Source organism: Paenibacillus sp. P32E, assembly GCF_001909085.1.
Taxonomy (GTDB): Bacteria; Bacillota; Bacilli; order Paenibacillales; family Paenibacillaceae; genus Paenibacillus_AQ; species Paenibacillus_AQ helianthi.
Window position 1 is genome coordinate 37,162 of sequence record NZ_LVYY01000077.1, and the last position, 21,612, is coordinate 58,773.

Here is a 21,612-nt window from a genome sequence, read left to right on the forward strand (position 1 = left end):
ATAGTCTCGGAAGACTTGCACTCCGCGTAATATTTGGGTAGAATATGGGTGGGACTTAAAAAGTTAACCCGGGACGTTTTAAGACCATGGACAAGGGAATAAGAGGAAGACGAAGTTGCAGGAGTGAAAGCATGCGTAATTTATTAGAAATCCAAAAGCAGCTTCTGCCTGATCTCATGGAAACCCTTAAGAGACGTTACACGATTCTACATCAGATCATGCTGTCCGATATTATTGGGCGCAGAACGCTTGCCGCATCGCTTGATATGACAGAGCGGGTGCTGCGTGCCGAGACGGATCTTCTGAAATCGCAAGGGCTCATTGAGATCGAGAGCGTAGGCATGCGCGTAAGCGATGCGGGGCGCAGACTGCTTGACCTGCTGGAGCCAATCGCCAAGAGCCTGTTTGGTCTGGATGATCTGGAAGATAAAATTCGTACAACGTATGGTCTGAACAAAGTTATTGTTGTACCTGGTGATTGCGAGACGTCGCCGTTCACGAAGCGTGAGCTGGGACGCGCCGGCGCCAAGGCATTGCTTGGTGTACTGCGGTCGGATGATACCATTGCCGTTACGGGCGGTTCAACGCTTGCTGAAATGGCTGATCAGCTCACGCCTCCGTTATCCCTTTCCTATAAGAACGCTTGGGTTGTTCCGGCGCGCGGGGGATTGGGTGAGAGCATGGAGATCCAGGCTAACACCATCGCTTCAAAGATGGCCAAACGGATGGGAGCCAATTACCGCCTTCTGCATGTGCCTGATTTACTTAGTGAAGATGCTTACCAGTCACTGGCGCTCGACGCAAATATTGGAGAGATCGTGCAAATTATCCGCAGATCACGAATTATTGTGCATGGTATTGGGGATGCCATTGAAATGACCCGCCGCCGCAAGCTGGATGAGACTACAGTCTCGGAGATTCAGGAAGAAGGAGCGGTTGCCGAATCGTTCGGCTATTATTTCAATGAAGAAGGTCAGGTTGTTCATACCATGCTGACTATGGGGCTCCGCCTTGAGGATATTATCCGCACGGAAGTGGTTGTTGGGATTGCAGGAGGCAAACGCAAGGCGAAAGCCATTCATGCGATGCTGCGGTTCGGGCAGGAGGATATACTCGTTACCGATGAGGCAGCTGCTGTCGAAATTGGCAAAGAAATTGACAATCAGATCCAGGCAGTCCTATAGCTTCCAGAATATGGGGAGCAAGCAAAGGACTTATGCATTATACTTAACATTGTTGTCTTGACGAGCCTCACGGCCTGTCTTGAATAAATAAAACGAAATCTAGGAGGAACTATTCAATGAGTGTAAAAGTTGGTATTAACGGTTTTGGACGTATTGGACGCCTTGCATTCCGCCGTATTCAAAATGTAGAAGGTATCGAAGTGGTAGCAATCAATGACTTGACTGACGCTAAGATGCTTGCTCATTTGCTTAAATATGATACAACTCAAGGTAAATTCCAAGGCGATGTTGAAGTGCATGACGGCTTCTTCAAAGTTAACGGCAAAGATGTTAAGGTTCTTGCTAACCGCAACCCTGAAGAACTTCCTTGGGGAGAGCTTGGCGTTGATATCGTTCTGGAATGCACAGGTTTCTTCACCACTAAAGAAGCCGCTGAAAAGCACCTTAAAGGTGGAGCTAAGAAAGTAGTTATCTCCGCTCCAGCTACAGGCGACATGAAAACTGTTGTTTACAACGTTAACGATGACATCCTTGACGGTTCCGAAACAGTAATCTCCGGCGCTTCTTGCACAACGAACTGCCTGGCTCCAATGGCAAAAGTCCTGAACGACAAGTTCGGAATCGTTGAAGGCCTGATGACTACTATCCACGCTTACACAGGTGACCAGAATACTCTTGATGCTCCACACGCAAAAGGCGACTTCAGACGTGCCCGCGCTGCTGCTGAGAACATCATTCCTAACACTACCGGTGCTGCAAAAGCTATCGGTCTGGTAATCCCAGCACTGAAAGGCAAACTTGACGGTGCAGCACAACGTGTGCCTGTAGCGACTGGTTCCCTGACTGAGCTGGTTACTGTTCTGGATAAGAGCGTAACTGTTGAAGAAATCAACGCAGCAATGAAAGCAGCTTCCGATCCAGAAACTTACGGCTACACTGAAGATGAAATCGTATCTTCCGACATCAAGGGTATGACTTTCGGTTCCCTGTTCGATGCTACACAGACTAAGGTCCTGACTGTTGGCGACAAACAACTGGTTAAAACTGTTGCTTGGTATGACAATGAAATGTCCTACACTGCACAACTCGTTCGTACTTTGGAGAAATTCGCTAAACTGGCTCAATAATACCGATTTCAAATAAGCAGCATCTATAGAGCGGAAACAGAAGTTCCTTGTTTCCGCTCTTTCTAAATGAATTCGTGGTTGTACCAATTTTGGGTGTGGAGGAAAATTAATCATGAACAAAAAAAGTGTCCGTGATGTAGAAGTGAAAGGCAAGCGCGTATTCGTACGTGTAGATTTCAACGTGCCAGTGGAAGACGGCAAGATCACAGATGATACCCGTATCCGCGAAACCCTTCCAACAATTAAATACCTGATTGAGAATGGTGCAAAGGTCATTCTGGCCAGCCACATGGGCCGTCCTAAAGGCCAATTCGTTGATTCCATGCGTTTGACATCGGCTGCTGTGCGTCTGTCCGAGCTGCTCGGCAAACCGGTAGCCAAAGCTGATGAAGCTATCGGCGAAGCAGTAAAAGCAAAAATCGCTGAACTGAACGATGGCGATGTGCTTGTGCTTGAGAATGTCCGTTTCTATCCGGGCGAAGAAAAGAACGATCCTGAATTGGCTAAGCAGTTCGCAGAACTGGCTGATCTGTTCGTCAACGACGCATTCGGCGCAGCTCACCGTGCACATGCTTCCACTGAAGGTATCGCTCACTTCCTGCCGGCTGTATCCGGTCTTTTGATGGAGAAGGAACTGTCCGTTCTGGGCAAAGCTCTTTCGAACCCTGAACGTCCTTTCACTGCCATCATCGGCGGCTCCAAAGTTAAAGACAAAATCGACGTTATCGACAACCTGCTGACTCTGGCTGACAACGTATTGATCGGCGGCGGCCTTTCTTACACCTTCACCAAAGCTCAAGGCTTCGAAATCGGCGAATCCCTGGTAGATAACGAGAAGCTCGAAGCTTCGCTCGGATTTATCGAAAAGGCTAAAAAACTTGGCAAGAACTTCCTGCTCCCGGTAGACGTTGTTGTAGCTGACAAGTTCGGCGCAGACGCGAATACCAAGGTAGTAGACATCAATGAAATCCCAGCAGGCTGGATGGGTCTGGACATCGGTCCTAAGACTCGCGAACTCTATGCAGATGTGATCAAGAACTCCAAGCTGGTTGTATGGAACGGACCTATGGGCGTGTTCGAAATCGACATCTTTGCTGAAGGAACCAAGGCTGTAGCTCAGGCTTGCGCAACAACCGAAGGTTATACGATCATCGGCGGCGGTGATTCCGCAGCAGCTGCAGAGAAATTCCACCTGGCTGACCAAATGGACCATATCTCCACTGGCGGCGGCGCATCACTCGAGTTCATGGAAGGCAAGGCACTTCCTGGCGTAGAAGCACTGAACGACAAGTAAGACGTAGAAGGTAGAAGGAGGCATTCCATTACTATGAGCAGAACACCTATTATCGCCGGGAACTGGAAAATGTTCAAAACCGTTTCCGAAGCGGAAGGCTTTTTCGCTGAAGTCAAAGGCCAAGCAGAAGTGAAAGGCGTAGAAACCGTAATCTGCGCACCATTCACGAACCTGCCAGCACTGGTTGCAGCAGCCAAGGGTACCAGCATTAAGATTGGCGCACAGAATCTGCACTTCGAAGATAACGGAGCCTACACAGGCGAAATCAGCGGCGTAATGCTGAAAGACCTTGGTGTAGATTACGTGATCATCGGCCACTCTGAACGCCGTGCATACTTTGGCGAGACAGACGAAATCGTGAACAAGAAGATGCATGCGGCATTCCGCCACGGCATCACTCCAATTGTATGTGTAGGCGAAAAGCTCGAAGAGCGTGAAGCTAACCAGACAAAAGATGTTTGCAAAGTTCAAACCGAAGGCGCATTTGCCGGCCTTAGCGCAGAGCAGGCTGCAAGTGTCGTTATTGCTTATGAGCCAATCTGGGCTATCGGAACAGGTAAATCCTCTACTTCCCAGGATGCCAATGAAGTTATCGCTTACATCCGTACACTTGTAAAAGACCTGTACGATGAAGCGACTGCTGAAGCAGTGCGTATCCAATACGGCGGTAGTGTGAAGCCTGAGAATGTTACGGAGTACATGGGTCAGAGTGACATCGACGGCGCGCTCGTCGGCGGTGCCAGCCTGCAGCCTGCTTCGTTCGTTTCATTGGTTGAGGGGGCGAAGTAAGGATGTCAGCACCAAAACCCGTTGCTTTGATCATCATGGATGGTTTCGGTCTGCGTAATACGATTGAAGGCAATGCTGTTGCCCAAGCCAACAAGCCGAACTATGACCGTTACCTGAAGCAGTATCCGAACACTACGCTTACCGCTTGCGGCGAAGCTGTGGGCCTGCCGGAAGGACAGATGGGGAACTCCGAAGTGGGTCACCTTAACATCGGTGCCGGCCGGATCGTATACCAGGACCTGACCCGTATCGATAAGTCGATCCGTGATGGGGAATTCTTTGAGAACGAAACACTGGTTGCTGCTGTAAGAAGCGCTAAGTCAACCGGCAAGAAGCTTCACCTGTATGCGCTTGTATCCGACGGAGGGGTGCATAGCCATATCAAACACCTGTTTGCTATGCTCGATCTGGCCAAGAAAGAAGATATGCACGAAGTGTATATTCATGCTTTCATGGATGGCCGCGACGTTCCTCCTGACAGCGGACAGAAGTTCGTTCAGGAGCTGATCGCCAAGATTGAAGAAGTGGGCGTAGGCAAGATTGCTACGGTATCCGGACGGTACTTCGCGATGGACCGTGACAAACGCTGGGAACGTGTAGAGAAGGCTTACCGCGCTATGGTTTATGGCGAAGGCCCGAAATATACTGATGCTCTGCAGGCGATTACTGGATCTTACCAGAACTCTGTATATGATGAATTTGTTGAGCCTAGCGTAATTGTAGACAGCGAAGGCAAACCGACAGCGACTGTTGAGAGCGGCGATTCCGTCGTGTTCCTCAACTTCCGCCCGGACCGTGCTATTCAGCTGTCCCAGGTATTCACGAATTCGGATTTCCGCGGCTTCGACCGGGGTCCATTATTCCCGCAGAACCTGCATTTTGTATGTTTGACTACATTCAGTGAGACTGTTCAAGGCTATGTGGCATATTCGCCTAAGAACTTGGACAATACACTGGGTGAAGTGCTTGTACAGCAGAACAAGAAGCAGCTGCGTATCGCGGAAACCGAGAAGTATCCGCACGTAACCTTCTTCTTCAGCGGTGGACGCGATGAAGAGCTTCCTGGCGAAACCCGTATCCTGATTAACTCACCAAAAGTGGCAACCTATGATCTTCAGCCTGAGATGAGCGCATACGAAGTGGCGGCGGCCTGCGTAGCGGAAATCGAGGCAGACAGACAAGATGCCATTATCCTGAACTTTGCGAACCCTGACATGGTAGGACACTCCGGTATGCTGGAGCCAACCATCAAGGCTGTGGAAGTAACGGATGAATGTGTGGGTAAGGTTGTGGATGCAGTTGTAGCCAAAGGCGGCGTTGCCATCATCATTGCCGACCACGGTAATGCGGATATGGTGTTTGACGAGAATGGTCGTCCGTTCACGGCACATACCACCAACCCGGTTCCTTTCATTGTAACCACCGAAAATGTTGTACTGCGCGAATCCGGTATTCTCGCAGACGTGGCACCAACGATCTTAGATCTGATGGGACTTCCGCAACCTGCGGAAATGACCGGACAGTCCATGATTGCCAGCCGCAAATAGTCAGTACCCTGCCAGACCTGTAAGACCTGCAAGACTATAACCTATGTTAAAAGGAGATTAACTTACATGACTATTATTTCTGATGTATATGCTCGCGAAGTCCTCGACTCCCGCGGTAACCCTACTGTAGAGGTTGATGTTTATCTGGAATCCGGCGCTAAAGGCCGCGCTATCGTTCCTTCCGGCGCTTCCACAGGCGCTCATGAAGCTGTAGAGCTTCGTGATGGCGATAAATCCCGTTACATGGGCAAGGGCGTTCTGAAAGCTGTTGAGAACGTAAATGAAATTATTGCTCCAGAAGTAATCGGTATGGACGCTCTTGACCAAGTGGGCATCGACAAATTGATGATCACTTTGGACGGAACTCCTAACAAAGGCAAGCTGGGTGCTAACGCAATCCTGGCAGTATCCATGGCCGTAGCCCGCGCTGCAGCAACAGCTTTGGACATTCCTTTGTACGTATATCTGGGCGGATTCAATGCTAAAACTCTTCCAGTACCAATGATGAACATCATCAACGGTGGTGAGCATGCCGACAATAACATCGACGTTCAAGAGTTCATGGTTCTTCCTGTAGGTGCTCCAAGCTTCAAAGAAGCTCTTCGTACTGGTGCGGAAATCTTCCACAACCTGAAATCCGTACTGCAATCCAAAGGCCTGAACACAGCTGTAGGCGACGAAGGCGGCTTCGCACCGAACCTTGGTTCGAATGAAGAAGCAATCACTACAATCATCGAAGCTATCGAAAAAGCCGGTTACAAACCAGGCGTTGACGTATTCCTAGGTATGGACGTAGCTTCCACTGAGTTCTACAAAGACGGTAAATACACACTTGCTGGCGAAGGTAAATCTTACACTTCCGCTGAGTATGTTGACCTGCTTGCTTCATGGGTTGAGAAGTACCCAATCATCACCATCGAAGACGGTATGTCCGAAGACGACTGGGATGGCTGGAAATTGCTTACTGAAAAATTGGGCGACAAAGTCCAACTGGTTGGTGATGACTTGTTCGTTACGAACACTGAGCGTCTGGCAACTGGTATCGAAAAAGGTATCGGTAACTCCATCCTGGTTAAGGTTAACCAGATTGGTACACTGACTGAAACTTTCGATGCTATCGAAATGGCTAAACGTGCTGGTTACACAGCAGTAATCTCCCACCGTTCCGGTGAATCCGAAGATAGCACAATCGCTGACATCGCTGTTGCAACTAACGCTGGTCAGATCAAAACAGGTGCTCCTTCCCGTACAGACCGTGTTGCTAAATACAACCAGTTGCTTCGCATCGAAGATGAACTGGGCGAATTGGCTCAATACAACGGCCTGAAATCCTTCTACAACCTCAAAAGATAATTCCTTTTGAGCAAAGTATATAGAGCCTGCCGGATTCGGCAGGCTTTTTTTGCCTATCTGTACTCAATTGGTTGTATTCGCATCTTGGCTATGATAAAATTAAAATGCTGTTTATGAAACGTGAATCCCAAATTAGCATAGATAGTGATGCTTGGACGTAGGAGGTGGAAGTGAATGGATATCTTTTTGAAAGTAGTGCTCCTGATTTTTTCCGTCGGTCTGATTGCGGTCGTTCTTCTGCAAAAAGGGAAAAGCGCAGGTCTTTCCGGTGCCATCTCCGGCGGTGCTGAGCATCTCTTCGGTAAAACAAAAGCACGCGGTATGGAGCTCGTACTGCAGCGTGTAACGGTTGGACTGGCAGCAGGATTTTTCATTATGTCGATCCTTGTGGCCGTTCTGGTAGACTAGATTACTAACAGCAAGCCTTCACTCTGTTCTCTATAGAATGGGGCGGAGGCTTTTTTGTTACGTATACGATTAAAGGGGCCCCGCAAAGTACCTGAGTAAGCTTCATGCCCAGGTCTGCTTTGTGGGGTTGTTTTGGAATATACAAGTTTTGCGGTTGAGAAAATTTTGTGCTGTGTTAACCGTCGGTTGATCATAAAAGGGATGCCGGGGATTGATTTCGTGTATACTAGGGTATGAGTATATAAAGGTAAAATTTACTGGAATACACACAGGCAATAGAGGACAAGACATACATATATGCCAGCGGCATAAGAATGCTGCGGAGGGCCGAGGTGACGAAATTGATAACACAGGAACAATTACTGGATTTCATGCGGGAGACCGCTTATAAACCGCTCACATATGACGAACTGGTGAGCCATTTCGCGATAGAGGAGAGCGAGTCGTTCAAAGCATTCGAGGATTTGCTGCTCTTGCTGGAGCAGGATGGAAGAATGATTCTGACCCGCAATGCCCGTTATGGGGTGCCTGAGCGCATGGATATGGTACGCGGACGTGTGCAGGCACACGCGAAGGGGTTTGCTTTTCTCATCCCCGATGACCGCGATCATCCCGATATCTATATCAATGCCAATGACCTGAAAGGTGCGATGAACGGCGATATCGTTCTGGTTCGCATTACATCACGTAGTCCGTCTGGCGGGCGTATGGAAGGCGAAGTCGTGCGGATCGTCAAAAGAGGGGTACTGCAGACCGTCGGTGTGTTCCAGAGCCTGGAGACGTATGGCTTTGTGCTGCCGGATGACAAGCGGATTAACCGGGATATTTTTATTCCGAAGCAGTCCTTCAAAGGTGCGGTTGACGGTGAGAAGGTTGTAGTCCGTATTGTGAATTACCCGGAGGGCCGCGCAGCGGCTGAGGGGGAAATCATTGAGATTCTGGGGCATAAGGATGACCCGGGTGTGGACATTCTGTCGGTGATCCGTAAGCATCAGCTGCCGGAGGCTTTTCCGGGTGAAGTGATGCATGAAGCGGAGCAGGCCCCGGATTCGATTACCGAGGACGAGATCATCCAGCAGGGACGCCGCGATCTGCGCGGTCTGAACATTGTCACCATCGACGGTGCGGACGCCAAGGATTTGGATGATGCGGTGAACGTGTCTCGTCTGGAGAATGGGCACTACAAGCTGGGTGTGCATATCGCGGACGTTGGTTATTACGTACGTGAAGGCTCTGAGCTGGACAAAGAAGCTTATGACCGCGGCTGTAGCGTGTATCTGGTCGACCGGGTGATTCCGATGCTGCCTCATCGCTTGTCGAATGGTATCTGCAGTCTGAATCCCAAGGTGGACCGGCTGACGATGTCCTGTGAGATGGAATTCGACGAGCATATGAAGGTCGTGAAGCATGATGTCTTTACGAGCGTGATCCGCACCAAAGAGAGAATGACGTATTCCGATGTCCGCAAAATCGTCGAAGACGAAGATCCCGAGCTGCTGGAGCGCTACAGTCCGCTGATCGACGACTTCCGTCTGATGAAAGAACTAGCGATGAAGCTGCGGGGTGCCCGGATGCGGCGTGGGGCGGTCGATTTCGACTTTGAAGAGAGCAAGATTATCGTTGATGAGAGCGGCAAGGCTATAGATATCGTGAAACGCGAGCGGTCCGTGGCTGAGCAGATCATCGAGGAATTCATGCTGGCGGCCAATGAGACTGTGGCTGAACATTTCCACTGGCTGAAGGTGCCATTCCTATACCGAATTCACGAAGATCCGGACCCGGAGAAGCTGCAGAACTTCATGGCCTTCGCGGCGAACTTTGGCTATCATGTCAAAGGCCGGGGCAATTCCGTACATCCACGCGCCCTTCAGGATCTGTTAGAACAGATTCAAGGAACGAAGGAGCAGACCGTCATCAGTACCATGATGTTGCGCTCTATGAAGCAGGCGAAGTATGATGCGGAGAGCACAGGCCATTTCGGGCTGGCAGCCGAGTTTTACTCCCATTTCACATCACCGATCCGCCGTTATCCGGATCTTGTCATTCACCGCGTCATGCGTGAGGTCATCGAGAATGGCGGGGCGCTCACAGAGAAGCGTCATGAATATCTCGCCAGCCGGATGCCGGAAATCGCCCAGCAATCTTCGGAACGCGAGCGTGTAGCCGTAGAAGCTGAGCGCGATACGGAACAGTTGAAGAAGGCCGAGTACATGCAGGACAAGGTTGGCGAGGAATTCGATGCCATGGTCAGCAGTGTCACCAGCTTCGGAATGTTCATCGAGCTGGAAAATACCGTCGAAGGCCTGATCCGCCTCAGCGCGCTTAGCGATGATTACTATCACTTCGACGAAGGCCATATGGCGCTCATCGGGGAGCGCACCTCGAAGGTGTTCCGCATTGGCGACGAGGTAAAGATTCGTGTCGCCAAGGTCAACATGGACGACCATACGATCGACTTCGAGCTGGTCGACATGAAGCCGCGCGCCGCGGGCGAGCACCGCAGCTATGGCGGGCGTGGCGGCAAGGGCGGCCGAGCGGGCGGCGGCGGCTTCGCCAAGCCGCTTGGTGGCAAAGCCGGCGGCGGCAAGGGGCGCGCCGCAGGTAAAGGTAAGCCCGGCAGCGCTGGCGGCGCGGGCAAGGGCAAAACCGGCGGCGCAGCGCACGCCGGCAAGGGCAAGCCCGGCGCGGTAGCTCGCGCCGGGGAAGGGCCGCGCGCAGCGGAAGAAGCCAGCGGCGGTGCGCCGGCTGGCGGACGCAGCAAGCGCGGCGGCGGTCCAGCAGAGGCCGCGCGCCGGGCGTTCGCGGCCGTGAACCGCGGCGAGGCTGGCGGGACCAGCGCGCCGCGTGAGCGGGACCGCAGCGGCGGGCGTGGCCGCGGCGGAGAGGCCGGAGGCGGTGCCGGGGGACGCGGCATCAGCTTCGGCTTCGGCTCCGGCAAGGGCGGCTACGGCGCCCCTTCCGGCGGAGCAGAGCAGGGTAGCGAGCTGCGCGGCGTGGACGCCAGCACGCTGTTCCGCAGCCGCGAGGATCTCGGCAGCGGGCCAGCGGCCGAGGGCCGCAGCAGCGGCGGCGAAGGCAGGAGCCGCCGCAAGAAGAAAAAGAAGGGCAGCGTCTTCATCAGCCCTTCCGTGACACCGGGCAATGTGGAGCAGAGCGACAAGAGCGGCAGCCCTGAGGGCAGTGGCCGTCGCAAGAAAAAGAAAAAAACGCAAGAGTAAGCTGAATACGATATAAGGCGCTGCTTCCTGTGTGAGGAGGCAGCGTTTTTTTTTAGATAAGAATTGATATACTTCGCAGAATTAATGATCCTTAGTACAATTTGTTCCATTAGCGTTCTTGGTACAATCGCCTGATCTGTGTCAGCACAGGAGAGAATCATCCTTCCTTGCGTTCGTGGGATTGCTTTTGATACAATATAGATCTGACATTTGACTCCGTGCAAACGGGAAATTCGATTCAAGGGGTGACTTTCATGGGTAAAAAAGCAGACGGGAAAGTGCTCGCCCAGAACAAAAAAGCTTCCCATGATTATTTTATCGAGGACACTTATGAAGCTGGCTTAGTGCTGACCGGTACGGAAATCAAGTCGCTTCGGAATGGCCGCGCTAACATTGGCGATGCCTTTGCCACCATTCGGAACGGCGAGATTCATGTGCACAACATGCACATCAGCCCTTTTGAACAGGGGAACCGCAATAACCCGACGGACCCGACACGCACACGCAAGCTGCTGATGCATAAGGTGCAGATTAGCAAGCTGCTCGGTCTGTCCAAGCAGGATGGCTACTCGATTGTGCCGCTGAAGGTGTATGTGCGCAATGGCTACGCGAAGCTGCTAATCGGCTTGGGTAAGGGGAAGAAGCAATACGACAAACGCGACACCGCCGCCAAAAAAGATGCTCAACGCGACATCGCGCGTGCGCTGCGTGAGAAACAAAAGATCGCCAGATAAGCCGATGGTGCGGCACTTCCTGGAGTTCCAGATCTACCCTTCAATTCCTTTAACCCACGTGTTAAAGTGTTGATAAGTGTGCTATACTGTGTAAGTAAGATTTTTGCTTCGTGACAGTCTTCTAATCTTAGAGACTGTGGATTGGATCTCTTTTGCTAGAAGATCCGCTTGATCCGAAGCGCCCTTTCTAATGAGGGGCCGTTCTTGGATTCGACGGGGGTAGTTCGAGCATGAGCAGCGAGTAGTGGGGACGCGTCCGCTTCATCAACGCTAAAGCCTATTAAACGGCAAACAACAAAACAACTACGCTTTCGCAGCTTAATAACCTGTGTGCGTGCTTCTACCCTGCATCGCCCATGTGACAGGGATAGGGGCTAACAAGTAGTGGGATACGCTGTCTGGTCTCCGCCTGGGGTCAGCAGAAGAAGATAATCAGGCTGACCCAACGTATAGCCGGTTACGGGGCGATACTCGGGTGACATCAAAACTGTAACTACACTCGTAGAAACTTATGTGCCGTTATCTTCGGACAGGGGTTCGACTCCCCTCGGCTCCATATGGAGTAAAGTAGAGGACACCTTAATGGGTGTCTTTTTTCATGTTTTTGGGAGTTATTCAAGGGTATGTGGTAGCTGCAGAGCCTTGGCAACGCGGGGTGCTGACTCATCAAGAGTATACCCCGATGAATATCGCTCGACCGGCAAAATGCATTGACAGTGATTTTATGGTGTGGGAGTATTGGCTATATAGCATTCCAATATCTTGAAGGAGTTGTTAAGGTTGTCAGCTGATCTTGAGCAGTTCTCTATAAAACAAACTTTTATGGATAGCTTGATGAATGAATCTCTAACGAATTTACAAACCATTCCGAAAAGCGATTTGCATAATCACGCCGGACGTGGAGGGACGATTCAATATATTGGCGTATGGGCTAACGTTAGAATTCAACCGCCTTCAGAACCCTTTCAATCATTGCTTGGAATGCAAAGCTGGTTTGTTGAACATGTAAAACGCCATTGTCCCGGTATACAAGGCTATTTGAAACGTATTGAAGCTTCCTTTGTTCAGGCGGCTGAAGATCACATAGAGAGATTGGTATTAAGCTTCGGAATAGACGAGATTGATACTTTGGGAGGAATGGAGCTATTTTCACAAATAATTGACGATCTTCATCGTGTTTTTGCTCCCAAAACACAGTTTCTACCGGAACTAGCCTTGGACCGGGCCTGCAATATCGATGAAATTTACGGACGGATCGATGAAATATTGGCTTTCCGGTGGTTCCGGTCTATAGATATCTGCGGTGATGAATTTGCTCAGCCTATTGCATACTTCAAGTCCATCTACAGAGCCGCAAAATCTGCGGGTCTGGTTTTAAAAGCTCATGTGGGGGAATTCGGAACTGCTGATGATGTAAGGGAGGCCGTTGAAGAGTTAGGGCTCCAAGAGGTTCATCATGGGATCGCGGCAGCCCGCTCACCTCAGATTATGCGGTGGTTGTCCGATCACCATATTCAATTGAATGTCTGTCCAACAAGCAATATTATGCTTAGTGTGGTGGAGAATTACGGTAGCCATCCAATTCGCGAGCTTTATAATTTTGGAATCCCGGTGACGATTAATACGGATGATTTGCTGATTTTTAATCAAAGCGTATCTCAAGAGTACATGAATTTGTACAAATCCGGATTATTAACCGCGGAGGAGCTAAATGAAATCCGTCTGACAGGTCTTAAAGAGTAACAACTGGTTAAGAGATTTTAACTACACTCGTAGAAGCGTTATCTTCGGACAGGGGTTCGACTCCCCTCGGCTCCATATGGAGTATTAGAAAAGCGACCTATAATGGCCGCTTTTTTGTGTTTTTTCTTATAATTTCGTTAGGGACACAATGTGCTTGAATAATCTTAGCTAATACCTGGAGTTCATATTTATGGTTAACCATATCTACTGTGAAATCCTCTGCTTTTTTAACATCCATATTAAAGCGCAACTGATTGTAGCTTAGAAAAATAACGAGTGCTGTAAAAGCAGTGCGTTTATTTGCATTGTGAAAGGGATGGTTTTGACCTAGGGACTCAAACAAAGCGGCAGCTTTTTCAAATATGGTGGGGTAAGCGTCTTCTTCAAAAGCTGAAGATTGTGGGCGGAGGACTGCGGATTCGAGCAACCCCGGGTCTTTTACACCAATTTGTTCACCTGGACTGTAACGTTGAATCATTGCAAAGTTAATGGCTATGACTTCTTGAACGGATAAATAACGGGTTAGGGTCATCTGTCTTTGAGACCTTGTAATGTCTGATCGTATTTATTAATGACATCCGCCAAAGAATCCATGAAATCTTTACTAATCCCATTGGGAAGCGACACCTTTGTTGATTTTCTGATAATGATTTCTCCAGTAGACTGGTTTACGTCGATAAGAACGGTATCACCTTGATCCAGCCCTATTTGTTTCAGAGCATCAGTCATTGTTATGCCTAAACTGTTCCCAAACTTTGTAACTTTTCGTTCCATTTCAACCACTCTTTTCATTAGAAATCCTCATTATTATCAAATTTAACTGTTATAACAATTATACATTGTGGAGTACTTAACGTAAATATGCTAAGCGCTAGTAAGCACATCCTGCATCGCCCATGTGACAGGGATAGGGGCTAACAAGTAGTGGGATACGCTGTCTGGTCTCCGCCTGGGGTCAGCAGAAGAAGATAATCAGGCTTACCCAACGTATAACCGGTTACGGGGCGATACTCGGGTGACATCAAATCTGTGCCTATACTCGTAGAAACTTATATGCCTTGATCTTCGGACAGGGGTTCGACTCCCCTCGGCTCCATATGGAGTAAAGTAGAAGACACCTTAACCGGTGTATTTTTTTGTCATATAGTCAAATTATTTGTTACTCAAGGAACTCAAATCTTTCTATGCAATTGCTAAATCAGTACTTATGTTGGGTGCAACAAAGCGTACTTGTGTAGATTGCCTCATTTCACAGCCGCATAACCTAACCCGTGCAGACGAATTGGGTAAGAAATATCAAAAAAGAGTCGGCTCAAATAGATATACTTCTGTTATAAAACAAGAAAGGGGTCGATTTCGTGGTAAATGTGAGAATAGAAAGCAAATCAGAATTCAAAATTTATGGACGTAGAACGTGGGTAGAACAGGATAACGAAATGTTCGGTCAATTTTGGGAAAAATGCAGACAAGAGGGTTTGACGGAGTTGTTCCGAAATAGCCATAATAATCTTGAGGATACAGTTACGAATAGCTATTCCATAGGTGTTTCAAGGGTAGAAAATGACCCGGATAATAGAAGCTTTTGGTTTTATGTCGCTACGGAGAGTGATTATGCCCCAGAGGGCTGGGACTTGGAGGAGTATACGGTGCCTGCTTCGATGTGGGCAATCTTTGAAAATTACGGAGCAACCGTCGAAGCCCTAATTGAGGCTGAACTGTATGCATTTGGAGAATGGCTCCCTAATTCTTCATATGTTCATGCAAATGTACCAGAAATAGAAGCCTACCCGCCTCCTAAAATAAATAAAGGGAATTGTTATGAGTTCTGGCTGCCGATAAAAGAAAAATATGCTAAATAGAACTGGATGATGAGATGGATTATTACGATAAGGTTCAGAAAACAATTGATTTTATTGAACTACACCTAACAGAAGATTTAAGTCCGAATATTATTGCGGAGCAGACATTTTTTTCAATGACTCATTTTTATCGGATTTTTCGAGGCTTGGTTGGGGAATCGGTGAAGGAATATATTCGTAAACGGAGATTAAGTCAGAGTGCCATTGAATTGCTTGCCGGCGAGAAACGGATCATTGAGATTGCCATGGAGTATGGCTTTGAATCACAAGAAACCTATAGCCGTGCTTTTACGAAACAGTTCGGAATTACACCGGGCAGGTACAGAAGAGACAAGGATGTTATTGTTCTTTACGAAAAAGCAAATATAGACCAGTACTTAAACAAAAAACGAGCAAACCTGTCTTCTTTATCGGTTCATACAAAGGTTGTGTACAAAAAAGAATTTCAAGTTATGGGTCTCCAAGCGATGGTACTGCCAGGGCCTGGCATGATAACAGAACTGTGGACTGCTTTTAATGAAAGATGGCCAGAGATTGAATGCCTGTCCTTGTCGGAAGACCGTTTAGGAATATGCGAATATTATCCAGATATCACAGATGAAAATGAATTTTCCTATATCGCTTGCACGGAAGTTGTTCCATCTAAGCAAATTCCTTCAGGAATGATAAGTAGAAGGATTCCAAGCTCAAAGTATGCGGTCTTTTCACATCAAGATTCCATCCAGCACTTAAAAGACACATACCAGTTCATATACGGAGTTTGGTTACCTGAATCAGGCTATGAGTTAGCTGAACTGGATACCATTGAGTATTATGAATTCAAAGCCGGCCATTCCGACTGTGAGTTGGGAATATATATTCCAATCAAATAAATGAAAGCCGCACGGCACGTTAAAGAGGAGTGTATCGGGTGACATCAAAACTGTGACTACACTCGTAGAAACTTATGTGCCGTTATCTTCGGACGGGGGTTCGGCTCCCCTCAGTTGCTAGAACCCTTGTACATATAAAACCACAATATTTAAGTGGCATGGACAGGGGGTCAGTAAGGGCGCAAATCAAAGTACTGTCAGTAACGTTTGAAATGGCGCGATTGATGGTAATTTTATTTTTGGAAGTTCTATCACCGTGATGAGAGTGTCTTTCATTTCGTGTTTCCCAAGTATATTAATCTTCTATTTTGCTAATTATAGTAGAGAGGATCAATAGATTTGGGGGGATGAATGTGTTATTGACGACTCTTGAGAAGGAAAGCAATGCTCAACTGACCGACTTCAAGAAATTAATTAGTGAAAAGGTTCAGCAAGGGAAACTACTTTCAGTTCTCCAATTACTAATGAAGATAACTCGTGATTTAACGGAAGAAGATGCCGAAGATTTTCGAAATGAATTTATCGGAGATCTCATGGAACTGTTGAAAGATGCTTGTGATAGTGTTTTGAAATGCAGAAATTGTTGCACTGTTTTTCGCTTTAGACACTGTAAAAATCCTCGGGATCATCAAAATGATGAGATTCATGCAATTGAATTAACTTGTGAAGGATGCGGCGATTACTTTACTTTTGCCGAGGATCGAGAGCGTGTTTCTTATTTTAACTTCAATGTTTTGAAAAAAGTCGATAATTTAAGAAGAAGAGGCCGAGGATTAGCCATTAAGGTAACACTTGGAGGTCTGGTTGAACCAGCCTTGTTAAAGGTTAATAACGGTGAATGGCCTGTTGTATGGATAGATGCTTACCAAATTTTCAAAGCGGAAGATGTTCAAGTGTATTGGGAACGAGCTAAAGCAATTATAAAACGAATAAAACTAAATACATCAAATGGTGATAAATGTTTCAGGGTTGATGATGGTGTTGTTTATTCGTTAACAACTCAGACAGTAATCGTTCCTCAAGAGGCTGGTTGAATCTTAGGCCACCTCCCCATGCAACCTCAACATCACGCGGCGGCGAATTGTGGATTTATCAAGCCACGCTTCAGTTTCCAGAATCCCTTTCCCAGCAAGGCATTAAGGCCCTCTTGGGGAAAGGGGTTCAACACGCCTATTCTTTTTTACGCACTTTCCTACAACTCCGCTCCCTTATATCCCATCTTCCGATAACCCTTTACTCTTTTCTTGAACATCGCCATCAACATAGGGACCTGCAGATCAATATAATCATATATTTTCACTTCTTCTTTATTGATGTGACTTCGGTGCAGGCGGCCTGCATATTGCTGCAAGGTACCTGACCAAGAGATCGGATGGACGAGGAACAAGGTATCCAGTCTGGCGTCATCGAAGCCCTCTCCGATCAGCTTGCCGGTAGCAATAACTACTCGCTCCTGATCTTCTGGAATAGAAGCAATTTGGGCGCGTAAAGCTTCTCGTTGCTTCTTCCCCATTCCGCCTCTAAGCACAATTACGTTTTTGGCAAAGGCATGTAATCTCTTTGCAAAATATTCAGCATGAGCGGTCCGTTCAACCAGTAGCAGCGGAGAGCGGCCTTCATCCAGGCAGGTTAGCAAATCGTCAAAAATAAGTGTATTACGCTCCTCGTTGTCTACAAGCTGCTGATAGATGTCCTGAATTCCGGAAGTTTGTTCTCCAGGCTTGATCTGAAAGTGAGTATAACGGGGGACCACCCTTAATGAAAATCCTCTGGAGTTGCTTAAGCTTTTGGCATCCACCTTCAATAACACAGGTCCAAGCTGGAACCGTACAATGGCTTCCTGTCCGTCTTGCCGTTTAGGTGTGGCCGTTAAGCCAAATACATACTTTGCTTTGACTTCCCGCAGAACCTGTTCGAAGCTGTAGGCGGATACATGGTGGCATTCATCTACAATGACTTGGCCGTATTCACTTACAAAGGGCTTAACATTCCCTTTATAGTTGAGGCTCTGAATGACGGCAATGTCGATAATGCCGGTTCGTTTGTTTTTGCCGCCGCCGATCAATCCGATTGCCTGCTGTGAGACTTCGAGAAAAGTTTGCAAACGCTCCTGCCATTGTTCCATTAGCTCCCGGCGATGCACCAGAATAAGAGTGTTTGTCTTTCTTGAAGCGATGATGCTGGCTGCTACAACAGTTTTACCAAATGCGGTTGCCGCTGAGAGAACGCCTATGTCCCGGCTTAGAACCGCTCGGGCTGCTGTATCCTGAAGAGTGGTAAGCGTACCGGTGAACTCTGCCTCTATGGGAATTCCAGGCGTGCGTTGATCGTCAATCGATACTGTGATCTGATTATGCTCGAAAAAGGATAACAACTCCTGCAAGCATCCCCTCGGAAGAACCACGTAATCTTCCTGGTCCTCTGCACATGAGATCACCCGGGGTTTACCGTAGGTTGAGAGCCGCATCGCTTGGGCTTTATAAAAATCAGGGTTGGAGAAGGAAGCTATTTTGATCAGAGCATGAATTGCGCTTGAGGGAAGTCCAGACTTGAGGATATACAGACGATCCGATTGCAGAATCTCTATTTCAGCAGGCAAAGGTTCCATCAGGATGTCTTCGATCTGAGTCTGGTTCTCTTGTAACAAGGTCAATCCATCTGCTTCGTGGTCTAATCCCGCTGTAATACTGTCATTGTTAAAAAGTCCACGCTCTCCGTGCTTGTATATAAATTGCTTCACTAGGTCTTCGCCCATCTTGCCAAGTTCGGATAATATCCCCCATTGATCGGCATAGGGCTCAAAATGCTCGTCAACAAAGACACTGTTTCCCTGTTTACGCGGCCCCCCTTGAAGTGGAAGGGCAATGAGGTTGCCGAATCCGCCTTTAGGCAGTGTATCCTGATTGGGAAACATGCGGTCATAGGACTCCATGCCGATCTGATATCTGTTGTTCATGGTTAGACTCAGCAGGGTCGTTCCAAATCTTCTGGCTGTAGCCGCCTCAATATTTTGACTGAAGAAAATCCAGATATGCCCCCCATTGCCGGAACGCGAGCGCTCTAAGAGTGCGGGGATTTCATGGATTTTACATAGCTCCATTATGGCAGTAACATCTTGCTTCCAATCATGTTTGTCAAAATCCATGGCCAAAAACCAGCAGGTCTCATCCGGCAGCATGGGATAGATACCAATCGTCCGGTCTTGCCGTGCATCTAAATGAGCTGAGAGCACTTCGATTGTAAGGGGCATGAAGCTCTGGTGTTTGCAAACCGAACACTTTATCCGGGGTTTCTCGCAAACAGAAGTCCATTCATTGGCGCAGGCGGGCGAGTATCCGGACTTGCCTTGCTTATTGCTCCAGCGGACCGGGTATACATCATCTCTGCCGCGAAAATAACTTTTATACAGGGCGAGCTTCTCCTCTACGGTAGAGTACCGGTGAACATTGGATTCTTTAACGGTCGGTTCTTTATTAACTGCTGACTTAGACGTCGTATAAGACGGCAGTTGCTCATTCCTAATTGATATATTTTCATTAATAGGGAGCTTTAGCAGATTTCTCAACCGGGAGATTTCCAGCTTAAGTTCTTCAATATGCGCCAGAGCCGCATTATATTTGTCCTCCATATTGTCCATTGATTGGTCCTCGCGTTTTATTTATATTATACCTTGTAAGCTGCTGAGTAATAATACTGGAAATTATAACCCGATTAAGGAGATTAAAATAATGCAAAAATTAAGAACCTCAACCATTAAAAAGTATTTAAACAATCTTACGAGGGAAGAACTTGAGGCTGAAATCTTGAATTTGGCCAAGAAACATCCAATTATTCAAGAGCATTATCATTCGGCGTTATTTCCCGACCAAGAGTGGACTTTACAGTTTCATACGGAGATATAGACGAAAGATTCTATCGTACTATTTCAAGCATATATGAACAAGCTCTAAAGTATATTGTGGACAATCAATTGGAAGACAAGTTTGTAGATCGATGCAACGAATTAATGCAGAGCAGTCAGGATATTGGCTGGGGTTTTGGAGATGGGATGATGGAGTTGTATAGCGATTATTTAGGACACGTGGATGAAGAGGAAGACCTTGAGTAGCGTATACGGACGAATTATTTAACCATAAGGATTGTGTTATAATATTATAAAATAAATTCGAAATTCGAGCGAGGTGCTATCCTAATGCTGCCCCAAAGAGAAGAATTGCAACGGTTATTGAAAAAGGCCAATCAGCATGCAGTCGCAGAGGCCAAAAAGGCTGGAGCCTCCATTTATTATATAAAAGACGGCAAACGGATACGTGAAGATGCCACTGGGCAAAAATTCGAGATTACTTACGATGTAGCCGGAAATCGCACTGAGCTTGTTAGTCATGACTGATTGGGAGTCTGTAATGACGGTTTTTGCTGGTACTAATGGGGCCGGGAAAAGCACAATCAGCTTTCAAATGAGGGATTATGTTGGAACCATTGTTGATCCTGACCAGATTGCCAAAAGGATGAACCCGGAAGATCCCAGAAGTGCAGACCTGTCTGCCGGACGGGAAGCTGTAAAGCAAATAAGGGAATTAATCGGGCGAAAAGAAAATTTTGCTATAGAAACTACTCTGTCGGGAAGTTTTGTTTTACGTCATATGAAGACAGCTAAGGAACAAGGTTATAAAGTCGTCATGTATTATATTGGTTTGCAGGATGTGCAAATGCATATTGACCGGGTAGCTTCAAGAGTGGAGCAGGGAGGGCACTGGATTGCGGAAGAAGATATCCGGTGGAGATATGGACAATCTTTAAGTAACCTCAAGCCTGCTTTGGAGATTTCAGATGAAGTCACTATGATCGACAACACCAGTGAACCTGAGGTTGTGGCAGAAATCAAACGTTCACAAATCAGCTTTTGTAGACAAGAGATTCCTACGTGGGCTAGGGGAGCTTTGGCATTGTACTTGTATTAAGTTGGTCCAAATTAGGGCCAGTTATGCGAGAGCAAGGGATTTGTAACGTCTTTGCTAACCGGCAACTGCGTACAATTCCAACAGCACCCCCCGCCGAAATGTGGCTCTGCACGTCCACCCCTCGGCCCCATATGGAGTATCATTGAAGACACCTTAACCGGTGTCTTTTTTCATTTTAGCGGCTGTTTTGGACTAGTCGTGGCGGTTGTTAAGCTTACTATGATGTGGTTTTTGAGGCTTACGGTTAATAGATACAGTGGGTTTCACTGAGCCTATACGGAGACGGGAGGCTTTGGCCGTCACGTAAACAGTGATAATTACCTTCGGCGATGAGAATTGTGCCGATCTCAATCCCCTTCTCGGTAGCCATTTCTTGTTCAATTATGGCTACTTTATTTATTAGTTCACTGACTGGGTTAAAGTAAGTTGGGGGAGAGGTCACTTGTGTACATGTCATGAGCATCTACTCATGTAAAATATGAATTATTTCAATTTGCTTTACTGTATAATGACATTTATCTAA

General features: G+C 47.6%; 19 protein-coding genes and 1 other RNA gene. 17 read left to right on the forward strand and 3 right to left on the reverse strand.

Annotated elements, in window-relative coordinates; all coding sequences use genetic code 11:
• Nucleotides 1-131: 131 nt before the first annotated feature.
• The 11 genes from A3848_RS30210 (at nucleotide 132) to A3848_RS30260 (ending at nucleotide 13,397) form a co-directional block, all read left to right on the forward strand.
• The gene (locus A3848_RS30210) at nucleotides 132-1,184 is read left to right on the forward strand and encodes a sugar-binding transcriptional regulator (protein WP_074088730.1); all 1,053 of its coding nucleotides are present in this window, start codon (nucleotides 132-134) and stop codon (nucleotides 1,182-1,184) included.
• Nucleotides 1,185-1,300: 116 nt separating this feature from the next.
• The gene (gene gap, locus A3848_RS30215) at nucleotides 1,301-2,311 is read left to right on the forward strand and encodes a type I glyceraldehyde-3-phosphate dehydrogenase (RefSeq protein WP_074088731.1); all 1,011 of its coding nucleotides are present in this window, start codon (nucleotides 1,301-1,303) and stop codon (nucleotides 2,309-2,311) included.
• 112 nt (nucleotides 2,312-2,423) lie between these two features.
• Nucleotides 2,424-3,605, forward strand: a complete 1,182-nt coding sequence (locus A3848_RS30220; RefSeq protein WP_074088732.1) for a phosphoglycerate kinase — start codon at nucleotides 2,424-2,426, stop codon at nucleotides 3,603-3,605.
• Between the two features lie 33 nt (nucleotides 3,606-3,638).
• On the forward strand, nucleotides 3,639-4,394 hold the full coding sequence (gene tpiA, locus A3848_RS30225) for a triose-phosphate isomerase (protein WP_074088733.1): 756 nt from the start codon (nucleotides 3,639-3,641) through the stop codon (nucleotides 4,392-4,394).
• Between the two features lie 2 nt (nucleotides 4,395-4,396).
• Nucleotides 4,397-5,941: a 2,3-bisphosphoglycerate-independent phosphoglycerate mutase gene (gene gpmI, locus A3848_RS30230; RefSeq protein ID WP_074088734.1), complete on the forward strand. Its 1,545-nt coding sequence runs from the start codon at nucleotides 4,397-4,399 to the stop codon at nucleotides 5,939-5,941.
• A 66-nt stretch (nucleotides 5,942-6,007) separates the two neighbouring features.
• The gene (eno, locus tag A3848_RS30235; RefSeq protein WP_036726271.1) at nucleotides 6,008-7,294 is read left to right on the forward strand and encodes a phosphopyruvate hydratase; all 1,287 of its coding nucleotides are present in this window, start codon (nucleotides 6,008-6,010) and stop codon (nucleotides 7,292-7,294) included.
• Nucleotides 7,295-7,468: 174 nt separating this feature from the next.
• Entirely contained in the window at nucleotides 7,469-7,702 is a 234-nt protein-coding gene (secG, locus tag A3848_RS30240) for a preprotein translocase subunit SecG (RefSeq protein ID WP_074088735.1), read from the forward strand.
• Nucleotides 7,703-8,043: 341 nt separating this feature from the next.
• Nucleotides 8,044-10,920 carry a ribonuclease R gene (gene rnr / locus A3848_RS30245; protein ID WP_083612473.1) on the forward strand — a complete coding sequence of 959 codons (2,877 nt, stop codon included), beginning with the start codon at nucleotides 8,044-8,046 and terminating at the stop codon, nucleotides 10,918-10,920.
• A gap of 254 nt (nucleotides 10,921-11,174) precedes the next feature.
• The gene (gene smpB, locus A3848_RS30250) at nucleotides 11,175-11,654 is read left to right on the forward strand and encodes an SsrA-binding protein SmpB (protein WP_074088737.1); all 480 of its coding nucleotides are present in this window, start codon (nucleotides 11,175-11,177) and stop codon (nucleotides 11,652-11,654) included.
• A gap of 194 nt (nucleotides 11,655-11,848) precedes the next feature.
• Nucleotides 11,849-12,213, forward strand: a transfer-messenger RNA (tmRNA) gene (gene ssrA / locus A3848_RS30255).
• Between the two features lie 221 nt (nucleotides 12,214-12,434).
• Nucleotides 12,435-13,397: an amidohydrolase family protein gene (locus tag A3848_RS30260; protein WP_218619026.1), complete on the forward strand. Its 963-nt coding sequence runs from the start codon at nucleotides 12,435-12,437 to the stop codon at nucleotides 13,395-13,397.
• A gap of 97 nt (nucleotides 13,398-13,494) precedes the next feature.
• Here the strand turns inward: A3848_RS30260 and A3848_RS30265 are convergent, their stop codons facing one another.
• Both A3848_RS30265 and A3848_RS30270 read right to left on the reverse strand, forming a co-directional pair.
• Nucleotides 13,495-13,929, reverse strand: a complete 435-nt coding sequence (locus A3848_RS30265) for a type II toxin-antitoxin system death-on-curing family toxin (protein ID WP_074088738.1) — start codon at nucleotides 13,927-13,929, stop codon at nucleotides 13,495-13,497.
• The gene (locus A3848_RS30270) at nucleotides 13,926-14,189 is read right to left on the reverse strand and encodes an AbrB/MazE/SpoVT family DNA-binding domain-containing protein (protein WP_074088739.1); all 264 of its coding nucleotides are present in this window, start codon (nucleotides 14,187-14,189) and stop codon (nucleotides 13,926-13,928) included. Before A3848_RS30270 ends, A3848_RS30265 begins: the two co-directional genes overlap by 4 nt.
• A gap of 566 nt (nucleotides 14,190-14,755) precedes the next feature.
• On the opposite strand from A3848_RS30270, the gene A3848_RS30275 reads away from it, so the two are divergent.
• From A3848_RS30275 to A3848_RS30285, 3 genes are all read left to right on the forward strand, one after another.
• A complete protein-coding gene (locus tag A3848_RS30275) occupies nucleotides 14,756-15,256 on the forward strand; it encodes a GyrI-like domain-containing protein (RefSeq protein WP_074088740.1) in 501 nt (166 codons plus the stop codon).
• A 14-nt stretch (nucleotides 15,257-15,270) separates the two neighbouring features.
• Nucleotides 15,271-16,128 (forward strand): AraC family transcriptional regulator, encoded by an 858-nt coding sequence (locus A3848_RS30280; RefSeq protein ID WP_074088741.1) that lies wholly within the window; start codon nucleotides 15,271-15,273, stop codon nucleotides 16,126-16,128.
• Nucleotides 16,129-16,475: 347 nt separating this feature from the next.
• Complete coding sequence (locus A3848_RS30285; RefSeq protein ID WP_178382111.1) at nucleotides 16,476-17,162, forward strand: hypothetical protein; 687 nt, start codon at nucleotides 16,476-16,478, stop codon at nucleotides 17,160-17,162.
• A gap of 158 nt (nucleotides 17,163-17,320) precedes the next feature.
• Here A3848_RS30285 and A3848_RS30290 read toward each other — a convergent pair whose 3' ends face one another.
• Nucleotides 17,321-19,765: a TOTE conflict system archaeo-eukaryotic primase domain-containing protein gene (locus A3848_RS30290; RefSeq protein ID WP_074088743.1), complete on the reverse strand. Its 2,445-nt coding sequence runs from the start codon at nucleotides 19,763-19,765 to the stop codon at nucleotides 17,321-17,323.
• 234 nt (nucleotides 19,766-19,999) lie between these two features.
• Here A3848_RS30290 and A3848_RS32575 point away from each other — a divergent pair, with 234 nt between their 5' ends.
• The 3 genes from A3848_RS32575 (at nucleotide 20,000) to A3848_RS30300 (ending at nucleotide 21,089) form a co-directional block, all read left to right on the forward strand.
• Nucleotides 20,000-20,236: a hypothetical protein gene (locus A3848_RS32575; protein WP_178382112.1), complete on the forward strand. Its 237-nt coding sequence runs from the start codon at nucleotides 20,000-20,002 to the stop codon at nucleotides 20,234-20,236.
• A gap of 84 nt (nucleotides 20,237-20,320) precedes the next feature.
• Nucleotides 20,321-20,518 carry a hypothetical protein gene (locus A3848_RS30295; protein ID WP_038693014.1) on the forward strand — a complete coding sequence of 66 codons (198 nt, stop codon included), beginning with the start codon at nucleotides 20,321-20,323 and terminating at the stop codon, nucleotides 20,516-20,518.
• Complete coding sequence (locus tag A3848_RS30300; protein WP_074088744.1) at nucleotides 20,511-21,089, forward strand: ATPase; 579 nt, start codon at nucleotides 20,511-20,513, stop codon at nucleotides 21,087-21,089. The genes A3848_RS30295 and A3848_RS30300 overlap by 8 nt, the downstream gene beginning before the upstream one ends.
• The last annotated feature ends 523 nt before the right edge of the window (nucleotides 21,090-21,612 follow it).

Bases quoted from the DNA above. Each gene is read 5' to 3' on its own strand.
- A3848_RS30210 (WP_074088730.1), top strand. From the start codon at position 132: ATGCGTAATTTATTAGAAATCCAAAAGCAGCTTCTGCCTGATCTCATG.
- gap (WP_074088731.1), top strand. From the start codon at position 1,301: ATGAGTGTAAAAGTTGGTATTAACGGTTTTGGACGTATTGGACGCCTT.
- A3848_RS30220 (WP_074088732.1), top strand. From the start codon at position 2,424: ATGAACAAAAAAAGTGTCCGTGATGTAGAAGTGAAAGGCAAGCGCGTA.
- tpiA (WP_074088733.1), top strand. From the start codon at position 3,639: ATGAGCAGAACACCTATTATCGCCGGGAACTGGAAAATGTTCAAAACC.
- gpmI (WP_074088734.1), top strand. From the start codon at position 4,397: ATGTCAGCACCAAAACCCGTTGCTTTGATCATCATGGATGGTTTCGGT.
- eno (WP_036726271.1), top strand. From the start codon at position 6,008: ATGACTATTATTTCTGATGTATATGCTCGCGAAGTCCTCGACTCCCGC.
- secG (WP_074088735.1), top strand. From the start codon at position 7,469: ATGGATATCTTTTTGAAAGTAGTGCTCCTGATTTTTTCCGTCGGTCTG.
- smpB (WP_074088737.1), top strand. From the start codon at position 11,175: ATGGGTAAAAAAGCAGACGGGAAAGTGCTCGCCCAGAACAAAAAAGCT.
- A3848_RS30265 (WP_074088738.1), bottom strand. From the start codon at position 13,929: ATGACCCTAACCCGTTATTTATCCGTTCAAGAAGTCATAGCCATTAAC.
- A3848_RS30270 (WP_074088739.1), bottom strand. From the start codon at position 14,189: ATGAAAAGAGTGGTTGAAATGGAACGAAAAGTTACAAAGTTTGGGAAC.
- A3848_RS30280 (WP_074088741.1), top strand. From the start codon at position 15,271: ATGGATTATTACGATAAGGTTCAGAAAACAATTGATTTTATTGAACTA.
- A3848_RS30285 (WP_178382111.1), top strand. From the start codon at position 16,476: ATGAATGTGTTATTGACGACTCTTGAGAAGGAAAGCAATGCTCAACTG.
- A3848_RS30290 (WP_074088743.1), bottom strand. From the start codon at position 19,765: ATGGACAATATGGAGGACAAATATAATGCGGCTCTGGCGCATATTGAA.
- A3848_RS30295 (WP_038693014.1), top strand. From the start codon at position 20,321: ATGCTGCCCCAAAGAGAAGAATTGCAACGGTTATTGAAAAAGGCCAAT.
- A3848_RS30300 (WP_074088744.1), top strand. From the start codon at position 20,511: ATGACTGATTGGGAGTCTGTAATGACGGTTTTTGCTGGTACTAATGGG.